Origin of the sequence: Mycobacterium sp. ENV421, assembly GCF_002887815.1 — a bacterium.
Lineage (GTDB): Bacteria > Actinomycetota > Actinomycetes > Mycobacteriales > Mycobacteriaceae > Mycobacterium.
The window spans coordinates 1-19294 of sequence record NZ_PDHO01000034.1; the positions used below are offsets into that span (position 1 = coordinate 1).

Genomic DNA, 19294 nt, shown 5'->3' on the forward strand with positions numbered 1-19294 from the left:
CAACCTCCCCGCTGAAAACGACACCGACCGACTCCACGCAGCTTGACAACGCCCGCGCATGTACTCGAATGCGTCGAGGTGGCGGGTGGGTGGATAGCCGGCCTCCGCACCGGCGATGTCGAACCCGACCACCCCCTTGTCACGGAACCGGATCGCCAGTGCGGCGATCTCCCGCGATCGCGCGGCATGGCGCATCGCGGTCACGAGGCAGCGCACCACGATCGGCCGGCCGTCGGCTGCGGCGGCCTTCTCCCCGTCGGCGAAGCCGGCCAGCACCGCGTCGACCACCGCGTCGAGGGACAACCCGCCGTCGATGTGCAGTTCCGGGGCGAACCGCACCTCGGCGTACACCACGTTGTCGGCGGCCAGATCCGCCACGCATTCGAACGCCACCCGGTGTAGGGACTCGGGGGTTTGCATGACGGCGACGGTGTGGGCGAAGGGTTCGAGGTAGCGCACCAGCGACCCGCTGTGCGCGGCGGTGCGGAAGAACTCGGCCAGTCCGGCCTCGTCGGTCGCCGGCAGCCCGTCGTACCCGATCTGACCGGCGATGTCGAGGACGGTGGCCGGGCGCAGACCCCCGTCGAGGTGGTCGTGCAGCAGCGCCTTGGGTGCTCGGCCGATCATCTCCGGCGTCAGCGGTGTGGTCATCGGGCGATCCGATCGATGATGAGCGGGCGTGGGTTCGGCGGGCAGGAGCGCAGCGACCCGGGAAGAGATTTCGGGGGAACATCGACGACGGAGAAGGCGCCGTCCAGTTCGCCCATCGCGGCGGGGATCCGCTCCGGGGTGTCGGTATAGAGGGTGAACAGCGGCTCGCCTGCGCTCACCGGCTCCCCGGGTCTGCGGTGGATGCGTATGCCGGCGCCGAATTGCACAGGCTGACCCGGGGCGGCCCGGCCCGCGCCGAGTCGCCAGACGGCAAGCCCCATCGCCATAGCGTCGATGTCCCCCATTGTGCCGCCTCGCGGTGCCGGCACGGTCTCGGAATGGGCACCGATCGGAAGCTGTGCGTGAACGTCGCCGCCCTGTGCGGTGACCAGAGCGCGGAAATGATCCATCGCGGTTCCGTCGTGCAGGGTCTGCGCCGGATCGCGACCGTCGATCCCGGCCAGAGCCAGCATCTCCCGTGCCAGCCGGACCGTCAGCTCCACGACGTCGTCGGGGCCGCCGCCGGCCAGCACCTCGAGTGACTCCGCGACCTCCAGGGCGTTACCGACCGTGCGGCCGAGGGGGACGTCCATATCGGTCAGGACGGCAACGGTCGGCACGCCGTGGGCCAGACCCAGCTCGACCATGGTGGCGGCCAGTTCCCTCGACTCGTCTTCCGTTTTCAAGAACGCACCGCGGCCGACCTTCACGTCGAGCACCAGCGCGTCGGCGCCCTCGGCCAGCTTCTTGCTCATCACCGAGCTGGCGATCAACGGCAGCGACTCCACCGAGCCGGTCACATCCCGCAGTGCGTAGATCTTCCGGTCCGCGGGCGCCAACTCTCCGGCGGCGAAGATCGCCGCACCGATCTCGGACAGCTGCTGGCGCACTTGCGCTTTGGAGATCTCGGCGGTGAACCCCGGGATCGACTCCAGCTTGTCCAGGGTGCCACCGGTGTGCCCGAGTCCCCGGCCTGCGGCCTGCGGAACCGCCGCACCGCAGGCGGCGACGACGGGCACCAGCGGAATGGTGATCTTGTCGCCCACACCGCCGGTGGAATGTTTGTCCACCGTCGGACGGCCGAGATCGCTGAAGTCCAGACGCTCGCCCGAGGCGATCATCGCGGACGTCCAGCGGGAGATCTCGCCGCGGTCCATCCCGCGCAGGAAGATCGCCATCAGCAGCGCCGACATCTGTTCGTCGGCGACCCTGCCATGGGTGTAGGCGTCGATCACCCAATCGATGGCCTCGTCGCTCAACCGGCCACCGTCACGTTTGACCCGGATGACCGTCGGCGCATCGAATGTGAACTGCGTCACGGCTTTTCCCGTTCCACCCGGGCCAGGTCATCGGGGCCGAACGCGTCGGGCAGCAGCTCGGCCAGCCGGCGCGGACCCTCGGCGTGATCGACGAGCAACTCCGGCCCGCCGTGCTCGAGCAGAAGTTGACGACACCGCCCGCAGGGCATCAGGGCGGCCCCGGTGGCGTCGACGACCGCCACGGCCCGCAGTCGTCCGCCGCCGCCGGAAACCAGTGCGCAGACCACCGCGCATTCGGCACAGAGACCTAGGCCATATGAGACATTCTCCACATTGGCGCCGGTGACCACGCGACCGTCATCGACCAGCGCCGCAGCCCCGACCGGGAACCCGGAATACGGCGCGTAGGCGCGAGCGGATACGTCAATTGCCTTGTCACGCAAGGCCATCCAGTCGATTTGTGACGCCATGACTAGCTCAACCCACCCCTACTGAATGCATTCACCAACCGCCTCGCCGCATTTGTCACCCACCGGCCGAATGGGCCGAGAGCCGCATCTTGTCCCTGCACCGTAATTCTTTCGACCGTACAAACGGAGTTAGAGTCCAATCCATAACGCAACGATGGTGTTGGAGGCGCTGAATGAGTACAGCGGCACCGGTCGTGCCGGCCCCGCGCGACAAGTCGACGAGGCGACGGCGCACCCTTTACCGCGGTGACCCGGGAATGTGGTCGTGGGTGCTGCATCGCATCACCGGCACCACGATCTTCTTCTTCCTCTTCGTCCACGTCCTGGACACCGCGCTGGTACGGGTCAGCCCGCAGGCCTACAACGAAGTCGTCGAGACCTACAAGACGCCGATCATCGGCCTGATGGAGATCGGCCTGGTGGCCGCGCTGCTGTATCACGCACTCAACGGCGTGCGGATCATCCTGATCGACTTCTGGTGGAAAGGCCCCCGCTATCAGCGGCAGATGCTGTGGGGTGTGGCCGCGGTCTGGCTGCTGGTGATGGTGCCTTCCCTGGTGATCATCGGCATGCACATGGCGGAGCGGTTCCTGTGACCGCGCCCGAGAGCCGGCTGGGACCGCCCGCTCCGATTCTGGAACGCAATCACGACCGCCCGGCCGGGCTGGACAACCCACGCACCCCGCGCCGGCGGTCCGGCATGCCGAACTTCGAGAAGTACGCATGGCTGTTCATGCGGTTCTCCGGCGTCGTCCTGATCTTCCTGGCGCTGGGTCACCTGTTCATCGGGCTGATGTGGGACGGCGGCGTCTACCGGATCGACTTCAACTACGTCGCCCAGCGCTGGGCCTCGCCGTTCTGGCAGACCTGGGACCTGCTGCTGCTGTGGCTGGCGCAGCTGCACGGCGGCAACGGGATCCGCATGATCATCGGCGACTATGCCCGCAAGGACTCCACCAAGTTCTGGCTGAATTCCCTGCTGGTGATCTCGATGCTCATCACGTTGGTGGTGGGCACCTACGTCCTTCTCACCTTCGATCCCAACATCTCCTAGAAGCACTTCGAGGCGAAAATGATTACCGAACACCGCTACGACGTGGTCATCGTCGGGGCAGGCGGGGCCGGCATGCGCGCCGCAGTCGAGGCCGGCCCCCGGGCGCGGACCGCGGTGCTGACCAAGCTGTATCCCACCCGATCGCACACCGGCGCCGCCCAGGGCGGCATGTGCGCGGCGCTGGCCAATGTCGAAGAGGACAACTGGGAGTGGCACACCTTCGACACGGTCAAGGGCGGTGACTACCTCGCCGACCAGGACGCCGTTGAGATCATGTGCAAGGAAGCCATCGACGCGGTGCTCGATCTCGAGAAAATGGGCATGCCGTTCAACCGCACCCCGGAAGGCCGCATCGACCAGCGCCGGTTCGGCGGGCACACCCGCGATCACGGCAAGGCTCCGGTTCGCCGGGCGTGCTACGCCGCCGACCGCACCGGCCACATGATCCTGCAGACGCTGTACCAAAACTGCGTCAAGCATGACGTGGAGTTCTTCAACGAGTTCTATGCCCTCGACCTGGTGTTGACCGAGACCCCCAGCGGCCCGGTGGCCAGCGGCGTGGTGGCATACGAATTGGCGACAGGCAATATTCACGTCTTCCACGCCAAGGCCATCGTGTTCGCCACTGGCGGCTCCGGCCGGATGTACAAGACCACCTCCAACGCCCACACGCTGACCGGCGACGGCCTGGGCATCATCTTCCGCAAGGGACTTCCCTTGGAGGACATGGAGTTTCACCAGTTCCACCCGACAGGCCTGGCCGGCCTGGGGATCCTCATCTCCGAAGCCGTCCGAGGCGAGGGCGGCCGGTTGCTCAATGGCGAAGGCGAACGCTTCATGGAGCGCTACGCCCCCACCATCGTCGACCTGGCGCCCCGCGACATCGTCGCCCGCTCGATGGTTCTCGAAGTGCTGGAGGGCCGCGGCGCCGGACCGCACAAGGACTACGTCTACATCGACGTCCGCCACCTCGGCGCGGATGTGCTGGAAGCCAAGCTGCCTGACATCACCGAGTTCGCCCGTACCTACCTCGGCGTGGACCCGGTCAAGGAACTGGTGCCGGTCTACCCCACCTGCCACTACGTGATGGGCGGCATCCCGACCACGATCACCGGACAGGTGTTGCGGGACAACAACACCACGGTGCCCGGCCTCTACGCCGCGGGCGAATGCGCATGCGTGTCGGTGCACGGCGCGAACCGCCTGGGCACCAACTCGCTGCTGGACATCAACGTCTTCGGCCGTCGCGCCGGGATCTCGGCCGCGAACTACGCCCTCGGCCACGACTTCGTCGACATGCCCGAGCAGCCGGCCGGCATGGTCGTGACCTGGGTCTCCGACATCCTCAGCGAACACGGCAACGAGCGGGTGGCCGACATCCGCAGTGCCCTGCAGCAGTCGATGGACAACAACGCCGCGGTGTTCCGCACCGAGGAGACCCTCAAGCAGGCACTCACCGACATCCACGCCCTCAAGGAGCGCTACGCCCGAATCAGCGTGCACGACAAGGGAAAGCGGTACAACAGCGACCTGCTCGACGCCATCGAGCTGGGCTTCCTGCTGGAACTGGCCGAGGTCACCGTCGTCGGCGCGCTGAACCGCAAGGAGTCCCGCGGCGGCCACGCCCGCGAGGATTACCCCAACCGCGACGACACCAACTACATGCGGCACACGATGGCCTACAAGGAAGGCACCGAGCTGCTGTCTGACATCCGGCTGGACTACAAGCCCGTCGTGCAGACCCGTTACGAGCCGATGGAGCGCAAGTATTAATGACGATCGCACCTGACGTTAAAGAGCCCGCCCTGCCGCCGATTCCGAACGGGGCGGTGATGGTGACGCTCAAGATCGCGCGGTTCAACCCGGAGGATCCCGACAGCGCCGGCTACCAGAGTTTCCGGGTGCCGTGTCTGCCCAGTGACCGCCTGCTGAACCTGCTGATCTATGTGAAGAGCTACCTGGACGGCACGCTGACCTTCCGCCGTTCCTGCGCCCACGGGGTGTGCGGGTCGGATGCGATGCGGATCAACGGCGTCAACCGGCTGGCGTGCAAGGTCCTGATGCGCGACCTGCTGCCGAAGAAGGACAAGCCGCTCACCATCACCATCGAGCCCATCCGCGGCCTGGCCGTGGAGAAGGACCTGGTGGTCAACATGGAGCCGTTCTTCGACGCCTACCGCGCGGTCAAGCCGTACCTGATCACGTCGGGCAACGCACCCACCCGGGAACGCATTCAGAGCCCGACCGACCGGGCCCGCTACGACGACACCACCAAGTGCATCCTGTGCGCGTGCTGCACCACCAGCTGCCCGGTGTACTGGAGCGAAGGGTCGTACTTCGGGCCCGCCGCGATCGTGAACGCGCACCGGTTCATCTTCGACAGCCGCGACGAGGGCGCCGCCGAACGCCTCGACATCCTCAACGACGTCGACGGCGTCTGGCGCTGCCGCACCACGTTCAACTGCACAGACGCCTGCCCCCGCGGCATCGAGGTCACGAAGGCCATCCAGGAGGTCAAGCGCGCACTGATGTTCGCGCGCTGACCCCGAGTCGGCCAAAACCCTACCCGTAGGCCCGATTCGAGAGCACAATGGCAGTTCGCTCCGAGTCGGGGGGGACTCATGCCATCGGCGATCGGGTGGTGCCGCACCGGCGGCTTGGCAGTTGCCGTGGGCGCCTGCGTGGCGCTGAGCTGCCCCGCTGTCGCGGCCGCCGATTCGCACGACTCCAGCAGCTCGTCGCACAGCGTCGGCCACGCGAAACCCAAAAACGGTATCACCTCGCCGGCCCGCAATCGCATATCCACCAAGGCGCCTAGTGCCGCCAGGCCCCGGCCCGCAATCGCCGCGCGGCTGCCGCACCCCGTCGAATCGGTGTTCTCGGCGGTCCTGGGCGCGCTGACCTTCGCGCGCCGCGAGTTCGAGCACACGCTGTTCAACAAGGTGCCGACGATCGGCTACGACCCGACCAAGAACAGCCTCACCGCCGGCAATGCCATCACCGGCAACGTCGGCGCGACAGATCCCGAGAACGATCCCCTCGGCTACAAAGTCACGCAGCAGCCGACGTCGGGGACGGTGACCATCGACGCCCACGGCACCTTCGTCTACACGCCCGGTGCGCCGATGCAGGCCGGGGACACCGCCCAATTCGTCGTCGCCGTCATCGACCGCGGAATGGGGCTGCACGGAATCCGCTCGCTGCTCTCACCACAGACCGCCGGCACCACCACCGCCACCATCACGGTGGCGGCCATCGTGGCCGCGCCACCGCAGCTGACCGTCTCCGATGCCACCGCGACCGAGCCCGGGCCGCGGGTCGGCGCCGGCTACTGGCACACCAGCGGCAATCAAATCCTCGACGCCGCAGGCAATCCGGTGCAGATTGCCGGCGTCAACTGGTACGGCTTCGAAGGCTACAACGGCGTCCCCGACGGGCTGTGGACACGCAATTACAAAGACATGATGGACCAAATCCTCGGGGAGGGCTTCAACACGATCCGGCTCCCTTACTCGCAGGACGTCCTGCACGGCCAGGTCCCGGGCGACAGCATCGACTTCACCATCAATCCCGACCTGCAAGGCCTGACGTCGATCCAGGTGATGGACACCATCATCGACTACGCGGGCGAGATCGGCCTCAAAGTCATTCTCGACCACCACCGTAACGACGCAGGCATCAGCACCACGGCCAACGGCCTCTGGTACGACGACAAGTACAGCGAGACGGACTGGGTCAACGACTGGGTATCGCTCGTTGCGCGCTACGCCGGGAACCCGACCGTGATCGGCATCGACCTGCACAACGAACCGTACAACTGCACCTGGGGCGGCGGCGGCGCCGACGACTGGGCCCGCGCCGCCGAACGTGCAGGCAACGCGATCCTCGCCGTCAACCCCAACCTGTTGATCATGGTCGAGGGCATCGGCGTTTACGACAACCAATTCTATTGGTGGGGCGGCAATCTGATGGGCGTCAAGGATCGCCCGATCCTGCTGAACGTGCCCGACCGAGTGGTCTACTCGCCGCACGACTATCCGAACTCGCTGTTCCCCCAGGCGTGGTTCACCGGCGACAACTTCGGAGCCGGGCTGCCGGATGTCTTCACCAACGCCTGGGGCTACATCTACAAAGACAACATCGCCCCGATCTATCTCGGCGAGTTCGGCACCAGCCTCACCGACCAGAAGGACATCATCTGGTTCGAGGCCCTCACCTCATACCTGTCCGGCGATTTCGACAACAACGGAACCATCGACATCCCCGCCGGCGACGAGCCCATCAGCTGGACGTACTGGGCGTGGAATGCCAGCTTCGTCGACAACGGCGGCATCCTGACCGACGACTGGACCACGGTCGACCCGAACAAGTTGTCCTACCTCACGCCCATCCAGTTCGACTTCAACGACCGCAGTCCCGCGTCGACGGCCACGTTCACCGTGTCACTGACAGCTGCCTCAGACCAGACCGTCACCGTGCACTACGCCACCTCGGGCGGCACTGCCACCGAGGGTAGCGACTTCGTCGGCGCCGCGGGCACGGTGACCTTCCTCCCCGGCGAGACGAGCAAAACCGTTGCGGTGACGGTGCTCGGCGATTCCGCGGCGGAGAACACCGAGACATTCACCGTTGCGCTGTCCGGTCCGGCCAACGCCACGTTGGCCGATGCCACCGGCGTCGGCACGATCGTGGATCACACCACCCTCTAGCCGACCACCCGGTAGCCGGTCTCGCGCGGTTCGCGCTCCCACAGCACGCCGCCGCCTGCGCTCACGCCCGTAGCGCTCAGTTCCCGCTTGAGGATCTTGTTGGTGGCGGTCTGCGGCAGGTCGTCGTTGATGCGGACGAATCTCGGCCACGCCTTCGGCGAGAGATCGGGCTGGGCGGCCAGGAACTCCTCGAATTCCGCGGGCGTCAGTGAGTCACCCTGGCGCAGAACAAGTGCCGCCATCACCTGATCGCCCACCCGCTCGTCGGGCACGGCGTAGACGGCGACCTGGTTGAGTTGCGGGAGCCGCAGCATGATCCGCTCGATCGGCGCGGCGGCCATGTTCTCCCCGTCGACCCGCATCCAATCCGACGTCCGGCCTGCCAGATAGATCCAGCCGTCGGCGTCGCGGTAGGCGAGGTCACCGGTCCAGTACATACCGTGCCGCAGCCGCTCGGAGGTGGCCGCCGGATCATTGTAGTAGCCGGTGAACGGTCCGGAGCCCGTCGTGTTGACCAACTCCCCGACCGCGTCGTCGGCGTTGATCAGGGCGCCATTGTCATCGAAAACCGCTGTGGCACATTCGGTCACGGTGCCGGGATCATAGATCGAGACCCCACCCCAGCCCTTGCCGATCGAGCCGGGCGGGGTGCCGTCCTCGCGGACCACGACGACGGCGAACTCGCTGGAGCCGAAGCCGTCGATGATGCGGCAGCCGAAACGCCGTGAGAATTCCGCGATATCGCGTTCGGTGGCCTCGTTGCCGTACATGATGCGCAGCGGGTTGTCGGCGTCGTCGGGCTGTTCGGGGGTGGCCAGCACCAGCGCCAGCGGCTTACCGACGTAGTTCATGAACGTCACGCCGTAGCGGCGCAGGTCAGGCAGCAACCGCGACACCGAGAACTTCACCGGCACCATCGCCGCTCCGGCGGTGACCGCCACCGAGAAGCCGACAGCCACCCCGTTGGAATGGAACAGCGGCATCGCGAGGTAGCACACGTCCTCGGCGGTGATGTCCATCTGAGCCACCAGGCTCAAGCCGCACATCACGCTCATCGTGTGGACGAACGGCACCGCCTTGGGGTTGCCGCTGGTGCCGGAGGTGAAGATCATCATAAACGGATCGGTACCGGAGACTTCATGCGGTACAATCGGTTTCGCGGTCTCGACGGCTTCGGTGTAGCGCGGTCCCGCCACGTTGAGCACGGTGACGTCCGAGAGGTTCAGTCCGTCGATCAGCGCCGCGTGGTCGTCGTCGACCAGCAGCAGCTGACAGTCCGAGCGCGTGATGTCCGACATCAGGCCCTCGCCGCGGCGGGTGGTGTTGATACCGCACAGCACATAGCCACCGAGCGCGGCGGCCGCCATCGCCCGGACGTAGGCCGGTGAATTCGTCATCAATGCGCCGACGTGTCTCGGCCGCCCCGGATCCAGCAGAGCCAGCAGTGCGGAGGCCTCCGCCGCGGCGTCGGCCAGGTACTCGCGCCACGTCCAGGTGCGTTCCGGCGAGATCACCGCGACGGACTCATCGTCCACCCGGGTGCGCAACAGCTTCTGGACGGTGTCGATCATGCGTCGGCCGGGCGGTAGCGCAGCACGGTCATCGCCGTGCCGGGCAGGTCACAGAACACCGGGGTGACCCGCATTCCGATCCGGATGTTCTCCGGGTCGACATCCACCAACTCGGTGGAGAACCGCGGCCCGACGTCCCACTGCACGACGGCGGGAAGCTGCGGCAGTGCGTCGGCCCACGGCGGACCGGTCGGCCGGCGCGCCACGGTATAGGTGTACAGCGTTGCGGCGCCGTCGATCTCGCGCCACTCCAGGTCGTCGGCCAGGGTGCCCGGCGCAAGCGTCCGGGGATAGAACACGTAGCGGCCGGCCGACGGCGAATACTGCACCAGGATCCGGTGCTCGGCCAACGCATCCCAGAACGGCTGCGACACCGGCGTGGGTTCGGGAACGGGCATCGGCTCGGCCATCAGTCGCCCCCCAACACCAAGGCCACCTGCTCGCTCATGATCCCGCCGGTCCCGGCGACGAACGCGGTGTTGGCGTCGGGCACCTGCGCCGCCGCCGAGCGACCCATCAACTGGCGGGCGGCGTCGACCACGTGGTGCATGCCCCCGGACATCCCGGCCTGCCCGTAGGAGAGCTGGCCGCCCGCGGTGTTGAGTGGAAAGTCGCCGCGGAAGGTGAGGTCGCGGTCCTTGATCCAGCTCATGCCATGGCCCTTCGGGCAGAATCCGGCGTCCTCCAGGGTCATCAGCACCGTGATCGTGTAACAGTCGTAGACGGAGGCGATGTCGACGTCGGCCGGTGTGAGCCCGGCCATCGCGAACGCGCGACCGGCCGAGCGGGCGATCGGGGTGACCATCGGATCCTGGGCGTACGTCGTGGTCTTGAAGGCGATGTGCTCACCGAAACCCTTGATCCACACCGGACGATGACGACTCCTGCGGGCCACATCGGCATTGGCGATCAGCACTCCGGTGCCCCCGTGAACGGGCATGACGATCTCCAGCATGCGGATCGGGTCGGCGATCATCGGGCTGGCGAGCACGTCCGCTTCGGTGATGGGCTTGCCGTGAAACACCGCGCCGGGATGCGCGCAGGCGTTGGTGCGTTGATCCACCACGATCTTGGCCAATGCCGACGGGTCATAGCCGTACTGCGCGCCGTAGCGCTGGGCGATCTGGGCGAAGGGGGCGTTCTGTCCGACGTTGCCGTAGGGGATCTCGTATTCGGCCTGCGGCGATCCATAGTTGTTGCTCGACGCCCCAAACCAACTCGGCACCACCGGCTCCCGCCGAGCCGATCGCGGCAGGGCGCGGGAGCCGGGCAGCACGGCCAGCACCGCGTCGCACAACCCGAGCTCGACGGCGACGGCGGCGCGCCACACCATGGCGGCCGATGTCGCACCGCCCAGGTCCACTCGCTCACCGAAATCGATGGGCAGCCCCAGGTATTCGCTCAAGGTGGCGGGCACGAACATGTCCGATTCGGCCAGGCCGTGCGAGATCAGCCCGTTGACCACGCTTGCGTCCAGCCCGGCGTCGTCGAGCACCAGCTTGGTCAGCGCCGCGTACTGGTCGAGGGTGAACAGTCCCGGACCGGTCGGCTTGCGTTCGGCGGGCAGCTCCGCGATGCCGACGATCGCCGCCTCCCCGGCCAGCTTCATCAGGAATCCTCGCGGCGTCGAGGCAGTTCCACGGTGGCGGTGCCGGGCATCAGAACCTCGGCGTCGCGCCTGCCTGCGATCTCCAGGTCCACCACTGCGCGGCCCGCCTCGATCCGCTTGGCGATGACCGTGCCCCCGAAGGTCAGTGGCTGTCCCGGAAATGCCACCCCGCGGTTCTGCACCGAGTAATTCACCAGCTTGCCGCGGCCGCCGATCCAGTCGGTGAGCGCGCGGGCCAGCAGCGCGGCCTGCAGCGGTCCCTGAACCAGCACGTCGTCGTAACCCTCTTGGTCGCGGGCCCATTGCTTGTCGTAGTGGATCCGGTGGCCGTTGTAGGTGGCGGCGCTGAAGAAGAACATCTGCGTCTCGTCGACGGTGACGGTGAGCTCCGGTATCCGGTCGCCGGGCTCGACGTCGTCGAAGAACACCTGGCTCATGGGCGCGCGATCATCGACGTGGACGCCTCGGCGACCAGCTCGCCGTGCTGGTTGCGGTAGACGGTGTGCCAGGTGACCAGAACGAATCGTCCTGAGCGGCCGTCCTTTTCCACGACGGATTCGATGGTGCGGACCATCTCGATCTCGTCGCGATGGTAGGCGGGCAGGTGAAAGGTGGTGCTCTCGCCGCCGGCCATCCGTCGCGGCGCCTTCGGAAAGGCCAGACTTCCCGACACCGCACCCGACGACCCGTCCTGACGGAGACCGGCCAGCGGGCTGACACCCAGGATCGCGTATTGCAGGTACAGCGGCGGGCAGATCACGTCGCGGTAGCCGTTGGCGCGGGCGTGCTCGGCGTCGAACCACAGCGGGTTGTCATCGCCGACGGCGGCGGCCCAGCGTTGCCAATCCCGGCGGATCACCTCGCCGGTGGCGGTGGCCGCGACGGTGCCGACACGCGCCGCCGTCTCCGGGTCGATCAAACTGTCGGTCATCGGCCGTCCTTGCGCCGCAACCGCTCACCGACGGCGGCCCGGCTGACCTCGTCCTCGTCGAGCCAGGCTGCTGCGATGTCGGCACCGCCGCCCAGCGTCGAGAGCACCCTGGCCCGTTCCGACCACAGGTAGAGGTCGGTCTCCACGACGTATCCCATCCCGCCGTGCAACTGGTGGGCGTCGAGGGTGGCCCACTTGGCCGCCGTGGCGGACTGGATACGGGCGATCGCGGTTTCCCGGACAGCGCTGCGGCCCTGGCTGATCGCCGAGATTGCGGACTGGGCGGCCAGCCGGGCCGCCGCGAGCCCGATGTGCATGTCGGCCACGATGTGCTGGGCGGCCTGGAATGAGGCGATCGGCCTGCCGAACTGGTGGCGCACGGTGGTGTAGCGAACGGTGCGTTCGAGGACCGCCTCGCCGACGCCGACGAGATCCAGCGCCGTCAACGCCATCGCGGCGTTGGCGGTGCGACGGAGGTCCTCGCGGCCCAGCGCGGCGCCGTCGTTGAGGACATCGTCGACAGGCACATCGTCGAAGCGCAACACCGAGGCGCGGTGGCCGCCCATCAGCGCCAGCGGACGCCGCGTGACGCCGTCGTTGTGCAACCGGACGACGAAGCCGACGGTGTTGCCGGACCGGTCGAATCCGGACACCACGACGATGTCGGCGGTGTCCGCGTCGTTGACGAAATCGGCTGTGCCGGTGAGTCGCCACGTGCCGTCACGATCCTGGTCGGCGCGCATGGTGGCGGTCACATCGGCTGCGTCATTTGGATTCCACAGCGCCGTGGTGGCGGCGATCCGTCCGGCGGTCAGGTCGGGCAGCCATGTGACGCAGGACTTCTCACCGCCGAGGATGTGCAGCGCATGCGCGGCGATCGCGGTGCTGTGCACCCGCATCGGGCACAGTGCCCGGCCGGCTTCGCGGGCGAAGATCCCGAGATCCGACAGGGATCCGCCGGACCCGCCGTAGACGTCCGGCAGCCCCAGCCCCATCACTCCGGCCGTGGCGAGGTCACCCCACAGATCGGCGCGGCCGGCGGCCAGCAGACCGCGCAGGCTGGCTTCCAGGTCGCGATCGTCTTGCGAAGGAACGAGTTTCATCTCACCGTCCGTAGGAGGGCATGCTGTTGCCGCGCTGGGCGATGACGTCGCGGAGCACCTCGTTGGTGCCGCCGCCGAAGCGCATGAGGGGCGCGAACCGGTACAGCTTCTCGAACCGCCCTCCGGCCGGCGCCTCCGAATTACGATGCGCCAGTAGACCTTCTGCACCAAGCAGGTCGATACCGAGGTCGGCGATGCGCTGCCGCAACTCGCTGCTGAAGACCTTCTCGACGCTGACCTCCACGGTGGGGATCACCCCGCCTGCCAGCAACGACGACGCTTCGTAGCCCATCAGCCCGGCGACCTCGACGTCGGCCTCGGCCTGGGCCAGCCGGCGGCGGAAGCCGGGATTGTCGATCGGGACGGTGCCGTCACGGCGCGGCATCCGCGCCAGCACCTGCAACTCGTCGAGTGCACGCCGCAGGTCCCCGGCGTTGGTGAGCGCACCGCGCTCCAGATCGAGGGCACCGGTGATGTAGGACCAGCCGCGGTTCTCCTCCCCGATCAGATTGGTCACCGGTACCCGCACGTCGTCGAAGAAGACCTCGTTGGTCCGGTAGCCGGACCACGCGATCAACGGACGGATCCGGACACCGGGGCTGTCCACCGGGACGACGATCACCGAGATCCCCCGGTGCCGCTGGGCCTGCGGGTCGGTGCGCACGCAGAGCCATTCGTGGGTGGATCGCTGCGCGCCGCTGTTCCAGATCTTGGATCCGTTGATCACCCATTCGTCGCCGTCGCGGACCGCCTTGGTCCGCAGCGAGGCCAGGTCGGTACCGGCATCGGGCTCGGAATACCCCAGCGCACAGGTCATCTCGCCGCGCGCGATCAGCGGGAGGAACTCACGCTTGTTTTGCTCGGTGCCGTGCCGCATGATCATCGGCGCGATCGAGGTGACAGTCAGATCCGGGCCCGGCGCACCCCAGTACTCGAACTGGGTCATCAGCAGATGCAGGTGCACGGGGCCCAGTCCGAGGCCGCCGTACTCCGCAGGCCAGTTCAGGCCGAACCAGCCCTTGGCGCCGAGCTTGCGGCGAAACGCCGCCACCTCGCCACCCGGGTGCTCCAGATTATGTTCGGCGATCTCGGCACGAAGGGCGTCAGTGACGTTCTCCCGCAGGAATTCCCGCACCTCCGCCAACCACGCGCGCTGTTCGGCGTCGAGGTCGAAATCCACAAGTCAGCACCCTAGCCGAATAGTTAGTCCGTCAACTCAATATTGCCCGGTATCGGGGTGTCACATTTCCGGTCCCGAAAGCATCTTGAGGACATGACCACAACACGACTGGAACCGCTCACCCCGGACAAGGCCCCCCTGCTGACCCGGCTGATGTACCGCTGGGCCAAGCGCCGCTTCGGCCAAGTCCCCGAACCGTTCGCCGTCTACGCCCACCACACCCGCCTGATGGTGGCCAACGCCGTCCACGAAGGGCTGCTGCAGAACGCCTCCACAACGCTGCCCGCCGACATCCGCGAACTCGCGGTGTTCTGGACGGCCCGCACCGTGGGCTGTTCGTGGTGTGTGGACTTCGGCCAGATGCTGATGCGCCTCGACGGGCTCGACCTCGAGCGGCTCTCCCACATCGACGACTACGCCACCTCAGGGCTCTACACCGACGATGAGCGGGCGGCGATCGCCTACGCCGATGCCATGACGAGGGACCCGCACACGATCACCGATGAGCAGGTCGACGATCTCCGTCGGCGGTTCGGCGCCGACGGGGTGATCGAGCTGACCTATCAGATCGGCGTCGAGAACATGCGCGCCCGGATGAACTCGGCGCTGGGCATCACCGAGCAGGGCTTCGGGTCCGGCGACAGCTGCCGGGTGCCCTGGGCCACGTAAAGAAGAATCCACCGATTCCATTGCCCTGTTACCTCCAGGAAAACAATTCCGCAGAATCTCCGCATGCTGGCGACTGAAACCGTAGTCTCGTCTCGTTTCGTCCAGGCGTTTGAGCAGGAGATGCCATGAGTAAAGGTGAGCTCACCCTCGAGCCCGGCGGCCCGGCCCCGTCGACCGTCGAGAGCAAAGGCCTCAAGGGCGGTGCGCTGGGCTTGCTGTCCAGCATCGTCGTCGGGATGGCCTCGACGGCGCCGGCATATTCCCTGGCGGCGACGCTCGGGCTGATCGTGGCCAGCGGCGGAGCGCTGCTGGCCGGCGTCAAGGCCCCGGCGATCGTGCTGATCGCGTTCATCCCGATGTACATGATCGCGGTCGCCTACCAGGAGCTGAACAAGGCCGAACCGGACTGCGGGACCACATTCACCTGGGCATCGCGGGCGTTCGGGCCGCTGATCGGCTGGCTCGGCGGCTGGGGCATCATCGCCGCCGACGTCATCGTGATGGCGAACCTCGCCCAGATCGCCGGCGCCTACTCGTTCACGTTCGTCGGCGACCTCGGCTGGCATTCGGCGGCCGATCTGGCAAACAGCACCCTGTGGTCGACGGTGGCCGGAGTCATCTGGATCATCGTGATGACCTACATCTGTTACCGCGGCATCGAGGTGTCGGCGCGAATCCAGTACGGCCTGCTCGGCATCGAGCTCGTGGTGCTGGTGGTGTTCTCCATCGTGGCGTTGGTCAAGGTGTACGCGGGCAAGGCGGAGGCCTACTCACTGCACCCGTCGCTCTCCTGGTTCTGGCCCGCCGGGCTGGACTTCGGGACCGTGATCGCCCCGGCCATCCTCACCGCGATCTTCATCTACTGGGGCTGGGACACCGCGGTGGCGTGCAACGAGGAGTCCGAGGACCCGGGCACCACGCCGGGGCGCGCCGCCGTCATCTCGACTTTCCTGCTGCTGGCGACGTACGCACTCGTCAGCGTCTCGGCCATCGCGTTCGCGGGCACCGGAACCGACGGCATCGGCCTGGGCAACCCGGACAACGCCGCGGACGCGTTCGCTGCGATCGGCCCGGACCTGTTCGGCGACAGCGTGCTCGGCCACATCGGCCTGCTGCTGCTGTCGGCGTCGATCCTGACCTCGGCGTCGGCGTCCACTCAGACGACGATCCTGCCCACCGCACGGACCACGCTGTCGATGGGTGTCTACCGGGCGTTGCCGCAGTCGTTCGCCAAGATCCACCGCACCTACCTGACCCCCACCACCTCGACCCTCGTCATGGGTGCGGTGTCCATCGGGTTCTACGTGTTGTTCACGTTGATCAGCTCGAACCTGCTCTCGGCGCTGATCGGTTCGGTCGGCCTGATGATCGCCTTCTACTACGGCCTCACCGGATTCGCCTGTGTGTGGTTCTACCGCAAGGACCTGACCGCCTCGGCGCGCGACTTCGTGATGCGCGGGGTGGTGCCATTGCTCGGGGGCCTGATCCTGCTGGTGGTGTTCGCCTATGGGCTGATCCAGTACGCCAAGCCGGACTGGCTGACCGACGCCGACGGCAACAACGTCACGATCTTCGGGTTCGGCGCGGTCGCGGTCGTGGGTATCGGCGCGCTCGTGCTGGGAGTGATCCTGATGGGAATCTGGTGGCTGATGTCGCCCGACTTCTTCCGCGGCCGCACCCTGTCCCGGCGCTCCAGCGCCGATCTGGTGCTGACGCCGGCCACCGCCGTCGAGGCGCACTTCGGCCTGCCGGACTCCGGAGACATGCCCACGGTCATCTCCCCGGACCTGTCGAACCTCCCGCCGGGCGAGACCGCCCTCAACCCGGAGACCGGCGAGGAGTTCACCCGGGGGCCGCAGGCTTAGGGCAGCTCGTTGCGCGGCCAGATCCGGTGACCGGCGACGGCCACCGCGGCGGTGACGACGGCGGCCAGGTACACCGGAAAGCCGGCGTCGAGGCGTAACAACGAGGCACCGCAGAATGCGCCGGCGATGATCACCACGACAGCCCACAACCGGCGGTGCGTCAGCCACGTCAGCCCGGGGCCGAACAGCGTCTCGCTGGCATAGGCGGTGAGCGTGGACGTGACCACCACGGTGGTGATGTCGGCGACGGCCAGCATCCGCGCCGTCGCGGCCTGGGCGCCCATCAGCGTCGCCAGGGTGGCGGCGATGCCGACGCCGACCGCCGACTCGCCGTGAACCCGAACGAGTGTCAGCACCGTGGCCGCGGCGGCGAGCACCACCGCACTGGTGGCGAACACGGCGGTGACGACCGGCAGCCAGCCGCCGGGGTGGCGTTGCAGCAGGCGGCCCACCACCGCGGCACCGACCACGTAGGCGCCCAGCGCCACCAGCGGTCCGGCGACGGGCAGTTCGTCCTCACCGGCCATGCCCATCCCGAGGATCACCACATTGCCGGTCATGTTGCCGGTGAACACCCGGTCCAGCGCGAGATACCCCACCGCGTCCAGCAGTCCGGTGACGAAGGTCAGCGCGAGCATCAGCCACAGCTGCAGATGCGTGCGGATGAGAGTGGTCACGGCTGCGGACGCGGGTAGTGCGCCACCACGGCGGCGCCGTCCGACCGCGGATCCGACGCGGCCGTCATCGAGCCGCCGGAATCGACGAAGACCACATTGGCCTGGCCGAGGGCTTCGGTGCGCGGCGGCACCTCGGTCGCGGTGAAGCCCGCCGCACGGATCGACGCCTGCGCGGCCGGATCGAGGTCGGCCTCGACGGTCACGCTGTCCGGGCCGCCGCCGCACTGGGTGCCGACGATGGCGCGGGGCGCGGCAACCGCGTCGACCGCCGTGGCGCCGCCCACTGCCCGCAGCAGGATCTGGCCGAGGATCTGCGGCTGACCCTGCCCGCCCATGGTCGACAACACCTGTGCGATCCGGCCCTGCCGCATCGTCATCGCCGGCATCAGCGTGTGCGCCGGGCGCTTTCGCGGCGCGATCACGTTCGGCGATGCCGGGTCCAGGCTGAATCCGCAGCCACGATTGTGGAACAGCACACCGGTGACCGGGTCGATCAGTCCGGACCCGAACGCGTGATAGACGCTCTGGATCAGTGACACCGCGTATCCCTCGCCGTCGGCGACGGCGATACCCACGGTGTCCCCGCGGGGCACGCCCGGCGGCCGACTCACCGGCCCGGTGCCGCCCGACATCACGTCGACGTCGACGGTGGCGTGCCGCGGGTCGGCGAGTTGACTGTCGCGAATCCCGTTGCCGCGGTGGAAGGCGTGCAGCAACTGCCCCATGTCGTCGCCGACCGGGTCGGCCAGGCCGCCGGCGTGCACCATACCGAGCGCATGCAGCAGCAGGAAACCCTGGCTGTTGGGGGGGCTCGTCAGCACGGTCAGGTCACCGAACTCAGCCCGCAACGGCTCGACGACCTCAACCTGGAAGTCGGCGAAATCCGCTTCGGTCAAACAGGATTGGTGGGTGCGCAAGTAACCGACGGACCGTTGCGCGAGACCCCCGCTGTAGAACTCGTCGGGCCCGTCGGAGCGCAAGGTCGCCAACGTGTCGGCCAGGGCCGGCTGCCGGAACAGCTCACCGACCCGCATCGGCGCACCGTGCGGGCGGAACACCCGGTCGAAGTCGACGGTGCCGATCAGATCGCGGTTCTCGGGATCGTCGAGGTGGGTGGCCAACGACGCGGGTACCGGCACACCGTCGCGGGCGGCCGTCTCGGCGGCGCACAGCGTCGAACTCCACGAAACGCGGGAACCCAAGCGGCGCATCGCCTCCCACCCTCGTACCCCGCCCGGCACGGTCACCGCAGCGGCACCACGCGCGGGCAGCCAGTCCCCGTGCTCGGCGCGAAGGGCCTCGGCATCCACCGTGGTACCAGCCCACCCGGAGGCGTTGAGGCAGTTCACTGTGCCATCCGGGGTCCGGACCAGAGCGAACAGGTCGCCGCCGAGCGCGACGTTGTGGGGGTACACAACGGTCAGCACAGCGGCGGCGGCGATCGCGGCGTCGATGGCGGTGCCACCGCCACGCAGGATCGCGATCCCGGCATCGGTGGCCAGGGCGTGCGGGGTAGCCAGTGCTGCCACTACTGGCTGCCCGCCAA

At 67.6% G+C, this 19294-nt stretch carries 19 protein-coding genes; 7 read left to right on the forward strand and 12 right to left on the reverse strand.

Annotated features, from left to right (window positions below; genetic code table 11):
* The 3 genes from CRM90_RS25490 to CRM90_RS25500 form a co-directional block, all read right to left on the reverse strand.
* A partial coding sequence (locus tag CRM90_RS25490; protein WP_502693321.1) for an amidohydrolase family protein occupies window positions 1-651 on the reverse strand: 651 nt, incomplete at its 3' end.
* On the reverse strand, window positions 648-1970 hold the full coding sequence (locus CRM90_RS25495; RefSeq protein ID WP_102809691.1) for a thymidine phosphorylase: 1323 nt from the start codon (window positions 1968-1970) through the stop codon (window positions 648-650). The genes CRM90_RS25495 and CRM90_RS25490, both read right to left, overlap by 4 nt.
* On the reverse strand, window positions 1967-2380 hold the full coding sequence (locus CRM90_RS25500) for a cytidine deaminase (protein ID WP_199190054.1): 414 nt from the start codon (window positions 2378-2380) through the stop codon (window positions 1967-1969). Before CRM90_RS25500 ends, CRM90_RS25495 begins: the two co-directional genes overlap by 4 nt.
* A 173-nt stretch (window positions 2381-2553) precedes the next feature.
* Between CRM90_RS25500 and sdhC the strand changes: the two genes are divergently transcribed.
* From sdhC to CRM90_RS25525, 5 genes are all read left to right on the forward strand, one after another.
* Complete coding sequence (gene sdhC, locus CRM90_RS25505; RefSeq protein ID WP_081845012.1) at window positions 2554-2976, forward strand: succinate dehydrogenase, cytochrome b556 subunit; 423 nt, start codon at window positions 2554-2556, stop codon at window positions 2974-2976.
* A gap of 17 nt (window positions 2977-2993) precedes the next feature.
* The gene (locus CRM90_RS25510; RefSeq protein WP_199190056.1) at window positions 2994-3434 is read left to right on the forward strand and encodes a succinate dehydrogenase hydrophobic membrane anchor subunit; all 441 of its coding nucleotides are present in this window, start codon (window positions 2994-2996) and stop codon (window positions 3432-3434) included.
* An 18-nt stretch (window positions 3435-3452) separates the two neighbouring features.
* Window positions 3453-5207 (forward strand): succinate dehydrogenase flavoprotein subunit, encoded by a 1755-nt coding sequence (sdhA, locus tag CRM90_RS25515; RefSeq protein ID WP_102809693.1) that lies wholly within the window; start codon window positions 3453-3455, stop codon window positions 5205-5207.
* On the forward strand, window positions 5207-5977 hold the full coding sequence (locus tag CRM90_RS25520; protein ID WP_102809694.1) for a succinate dehydrogenase iron-sulfur subunit: 771 nt from the start codon (window positions 5207-5209) through the stop codon (window positions 5975-5977). The genes sdhA and CRM90_RS25520 overlap by 1 nt, the downstream gene beginning before the upstream one ends.
* Window positions 5978-6055: 78 nt before the next feature.
* Window positions 6056-8143, forward strand: a complete 2088-nt coding sequence (locus CRM90_RS25525; protein WP_102809695.1) for a cellulase family glycosylhydrolase — start codon at window positions 6056-6058, stop codon at window positions 8141-8143.
* Here the strand turns inward: CRM90_RS25525 and fadD1 are convergent.
* The 7 genes from fadD1 to CRM90_RS25560 are packed head-to-tail and all read right to left on the reverse strand — an operon-like array spanning window position 8140 to window position 14537.
* Window positions 8140-9714 (reverse strand): fatty-acid--CoA ligase FadD1, encoded by a 1575-nt coding sequence (fadD1, locus tag CRM90_RS25530; RefSeq protein ID WP_102809696.1) that lies wholly within the window; start codon window positions 9712-9714, stop codon window positions 8140-8142. The two genes, CRM90_RS25525 and fadD1, sit on opposite strands and share 4 nt — an antisense overlap.
* Window positions 9711-10124, reverse strand: a complete 414-nt coding sequence (locus tag CRM90_RS25535; protein ID WP_102809697.1) for a Zn-ribbon domain-containing OB-fold protein — start codon at window positions 10122-10124, stop codon at window positions 9711-9713. Before CRM90_RS25535 ends, fadD1 begins: the two co-directional genes overlap by 4 nt.
* On the reverse strand, window positions 10124-11323 hold the full coding sequence (locus CRM90_RS25540) for a thiolase family protein (RefSeq protein WP_102809698.1): 1200 nt from the start codon (window positions 11321-11323) through the stop codon (window positions 10124-10126). Before CRM90_RS25540 ends, CRM90_RS25535 begins: the two co-directional genes overlap by 1 nt.
* Window positions 11323-11760, reverse strand: coding sequence for a hotdog family protein (locus tag CRM90_RS25545; RefSeq protein WP_102809699.1), 438 nt, complete (start codon window positions 11758-11760; stop codon window positions 11323-11325). The genes CRM90_RS25540 and CRM90_RS25545 overlap by 1 nt, the downstream gene beginning before the upstream one ends.
* Window positions 11757-12254 (reverse strand): MaoC family dehydratase, encoded by a 498-nt coding sequence (locus CRM90_RS25550; protein WP_102809700.1) that lies wholly within the window; start codon window positions 12252-12254, stop codon window positions 11757-11759. The genes CRM90_RS25545 and CRM90_RS25550 overlap by 4 nt, the downstream gene beginning before the upstream one ends.
* Complete coding sequence (locus CRM90_RS25555; RefSeq protein WP_102809701.1) at window positions 12251-13357, reverse strand: acyl-CoA dehydrogenase family protein; 1107 nt, start codon at window positions 13355-13357, stop codon at window positions 12251-12253. The genes CRM90_RS25550 and CRM90_RS25555 overlap by 4 nt, the downstream gene beginning before the upstream one ends.
* A gap of 1 nt (window position 13358) precedes the next feature.
* Window positions 13359-14537 (reverse strand): acyl-CoA dehydrogenase family protein, encoded by a 1179-nt coding sequence (locus CRM90_RS25560; RefSeq protein WP_102809702.1) that lies wholly within the window; start codon window positions 14535-14537, stop codon window positions 13359-13361.
* A gap of 93 nt (window positions 14538-14630) precedes the next feature.
* On the opposite strand from CRM90_RS25560, the gene CRM90_RS25565 reads away from it, so the two are divergent.
* Together CRM90_RS25565 and CRM90_RS25570 are read left to right on the forward strand one after the other, a co-directional pair.
* Complete coding sequence (locus tag CRM90_RS25565; protein ID WP_102809703.1) at window positions 14631-15206, forward strand: carboxymuconolactone decarboxylase family protein; 576 nt, start codon at window positions 14631-14633, stop codon at window positions 15204-15206.
* A gap of 125 nt (window positions 15207-15331) precedes the next feature.
* Entirely contained in the window at window positions 15332-17071 is a 1740-nt protein-coding gene (locus CRM90_RS25570) for an APC family permease (RefSeq protein ID WP_102809704.1), read from the forward strand.
* Here CRM90_RS25570 and CRM90_RS25575 read toward each other — a convergent pair.
* Window positions 17068-17748 carry a YoaK family protein gene (locus tag CRM90_RS25575; RefSeq protein WP_233209501.1) on the reverse strand — a complete coding sequence of 227 codons (681 nt, stop codon included), beginning with the start codon at window positions 17746-17748 and terminating at the stop codon, window positions 17068-17070. The two genes, CRM90_RS25570 and CRM90_RS25575, sit on opposite strands and share 4 nt — an antisense overlap.
* On the reverse strand, window positions 17745-19277 hold the full coding sequence (locus tag CRM90_RS25580) for a gamma-glutamyltransferase family protein (protein WP_102809705.1): 1533 nt from the start codon (window positions 19275-19277) through the stop codon (window positions 17745-17747). The genes CRM90_RS25575 and CRM90_RS25580 overlap by 4 nt, the downstream gene beginning before the upstream one ends.
* Window positions 19278-19294 lie beyond the last annotated feature (17 nt).

Coding starts and splice junctions, on each gene's coding strand:
- sdhA (WP_102809693.1), top strand. CDS start 3,453: ATGATTACCGAACACCGCTACGACGTGGTCATCGTCGGGGCAGGCGGG.
- CRM90_RS25500 (WP_199190054.1), bottom strand. CDS start 2,380: ATGGCGTCACAAATCGACTGGATGGCCTTGCGTGACAAGGCAATTGAC.
- fadD1 (WP_102809696.1), bottom strand. CDS start 9,714: ATGATCGACACCGTCCAGAAGCTGTTGCGCACCCGGGTGGACGATGAG.
- CRM90_RS25565 (WP_102809703.1), top strand. CDS start 14,631: ATGACCACAACACGACTGGAACCGCTCACCCCGGACAAGGCCCCCCTG.
- CRM90_RS25535 (WP_102809697.1), bottom strand. CDS start 10,124: ATGGCCGAGCCGATGCCCGTTCCCGAACCCACGCCGGTGTCGCAGCCG.
- CRM90_RS25520 (WP_102809694.1), top strand. CDS start 5,207: ATGACGATCGCACCTGACGTTAAAGAGCCCGCCCTGCCGCCGATTCCG.
- CRM90_RS25545 (WP_102809699.1), bottom strand. CDS start 11,760: ATGAGCCAGGTGTTCTTCGACGACGTCGAGCCCGGCGACCGGATACCG.
- CRM90_RS25550 (WP_102809700.1), bottom strand. CDS start 12,254: ATGACCGACAGTTTGATCGACCCGGAGACGGCGGCGCGTGTCGGCACC.
- sdhC (WP_081845012.1), top strand. CDS start 2,554: ATGAGTACAGCGGCACCGGTCGTGCCGGCCCCGCGCGACAAGTCGACG.
- CRM90_RS25525 (WP_102809695.1), top strand. CDS start 6,056: ATGCCATCGGCGATCGGGTGGTGCCGCACCGGCGGCTTGGCAGTTGCC.
- CRM90_RS25555 (WP_102809701.1), bottom strand. CDS start 13,357: ATGAAACTCGTTCCTTCGCAAGACGATCGCGACCTGGAAGCCAGCCTG.
- CRM90_RS25570 (WP_102809704.1), top strand. CDS start 15,332: ATGAGTAAAGGTGAGCTCACCCTCGAGCCCGGCGGCCCGGCCCCGTCG.
- CRM90_RS25540 (WP_102809698.1), bottom strand. CDS start 11,323: ATGAAGCTGGCCGGGGAGGCGGCGATCGTCGGCATCGCGGAGCTGCCC.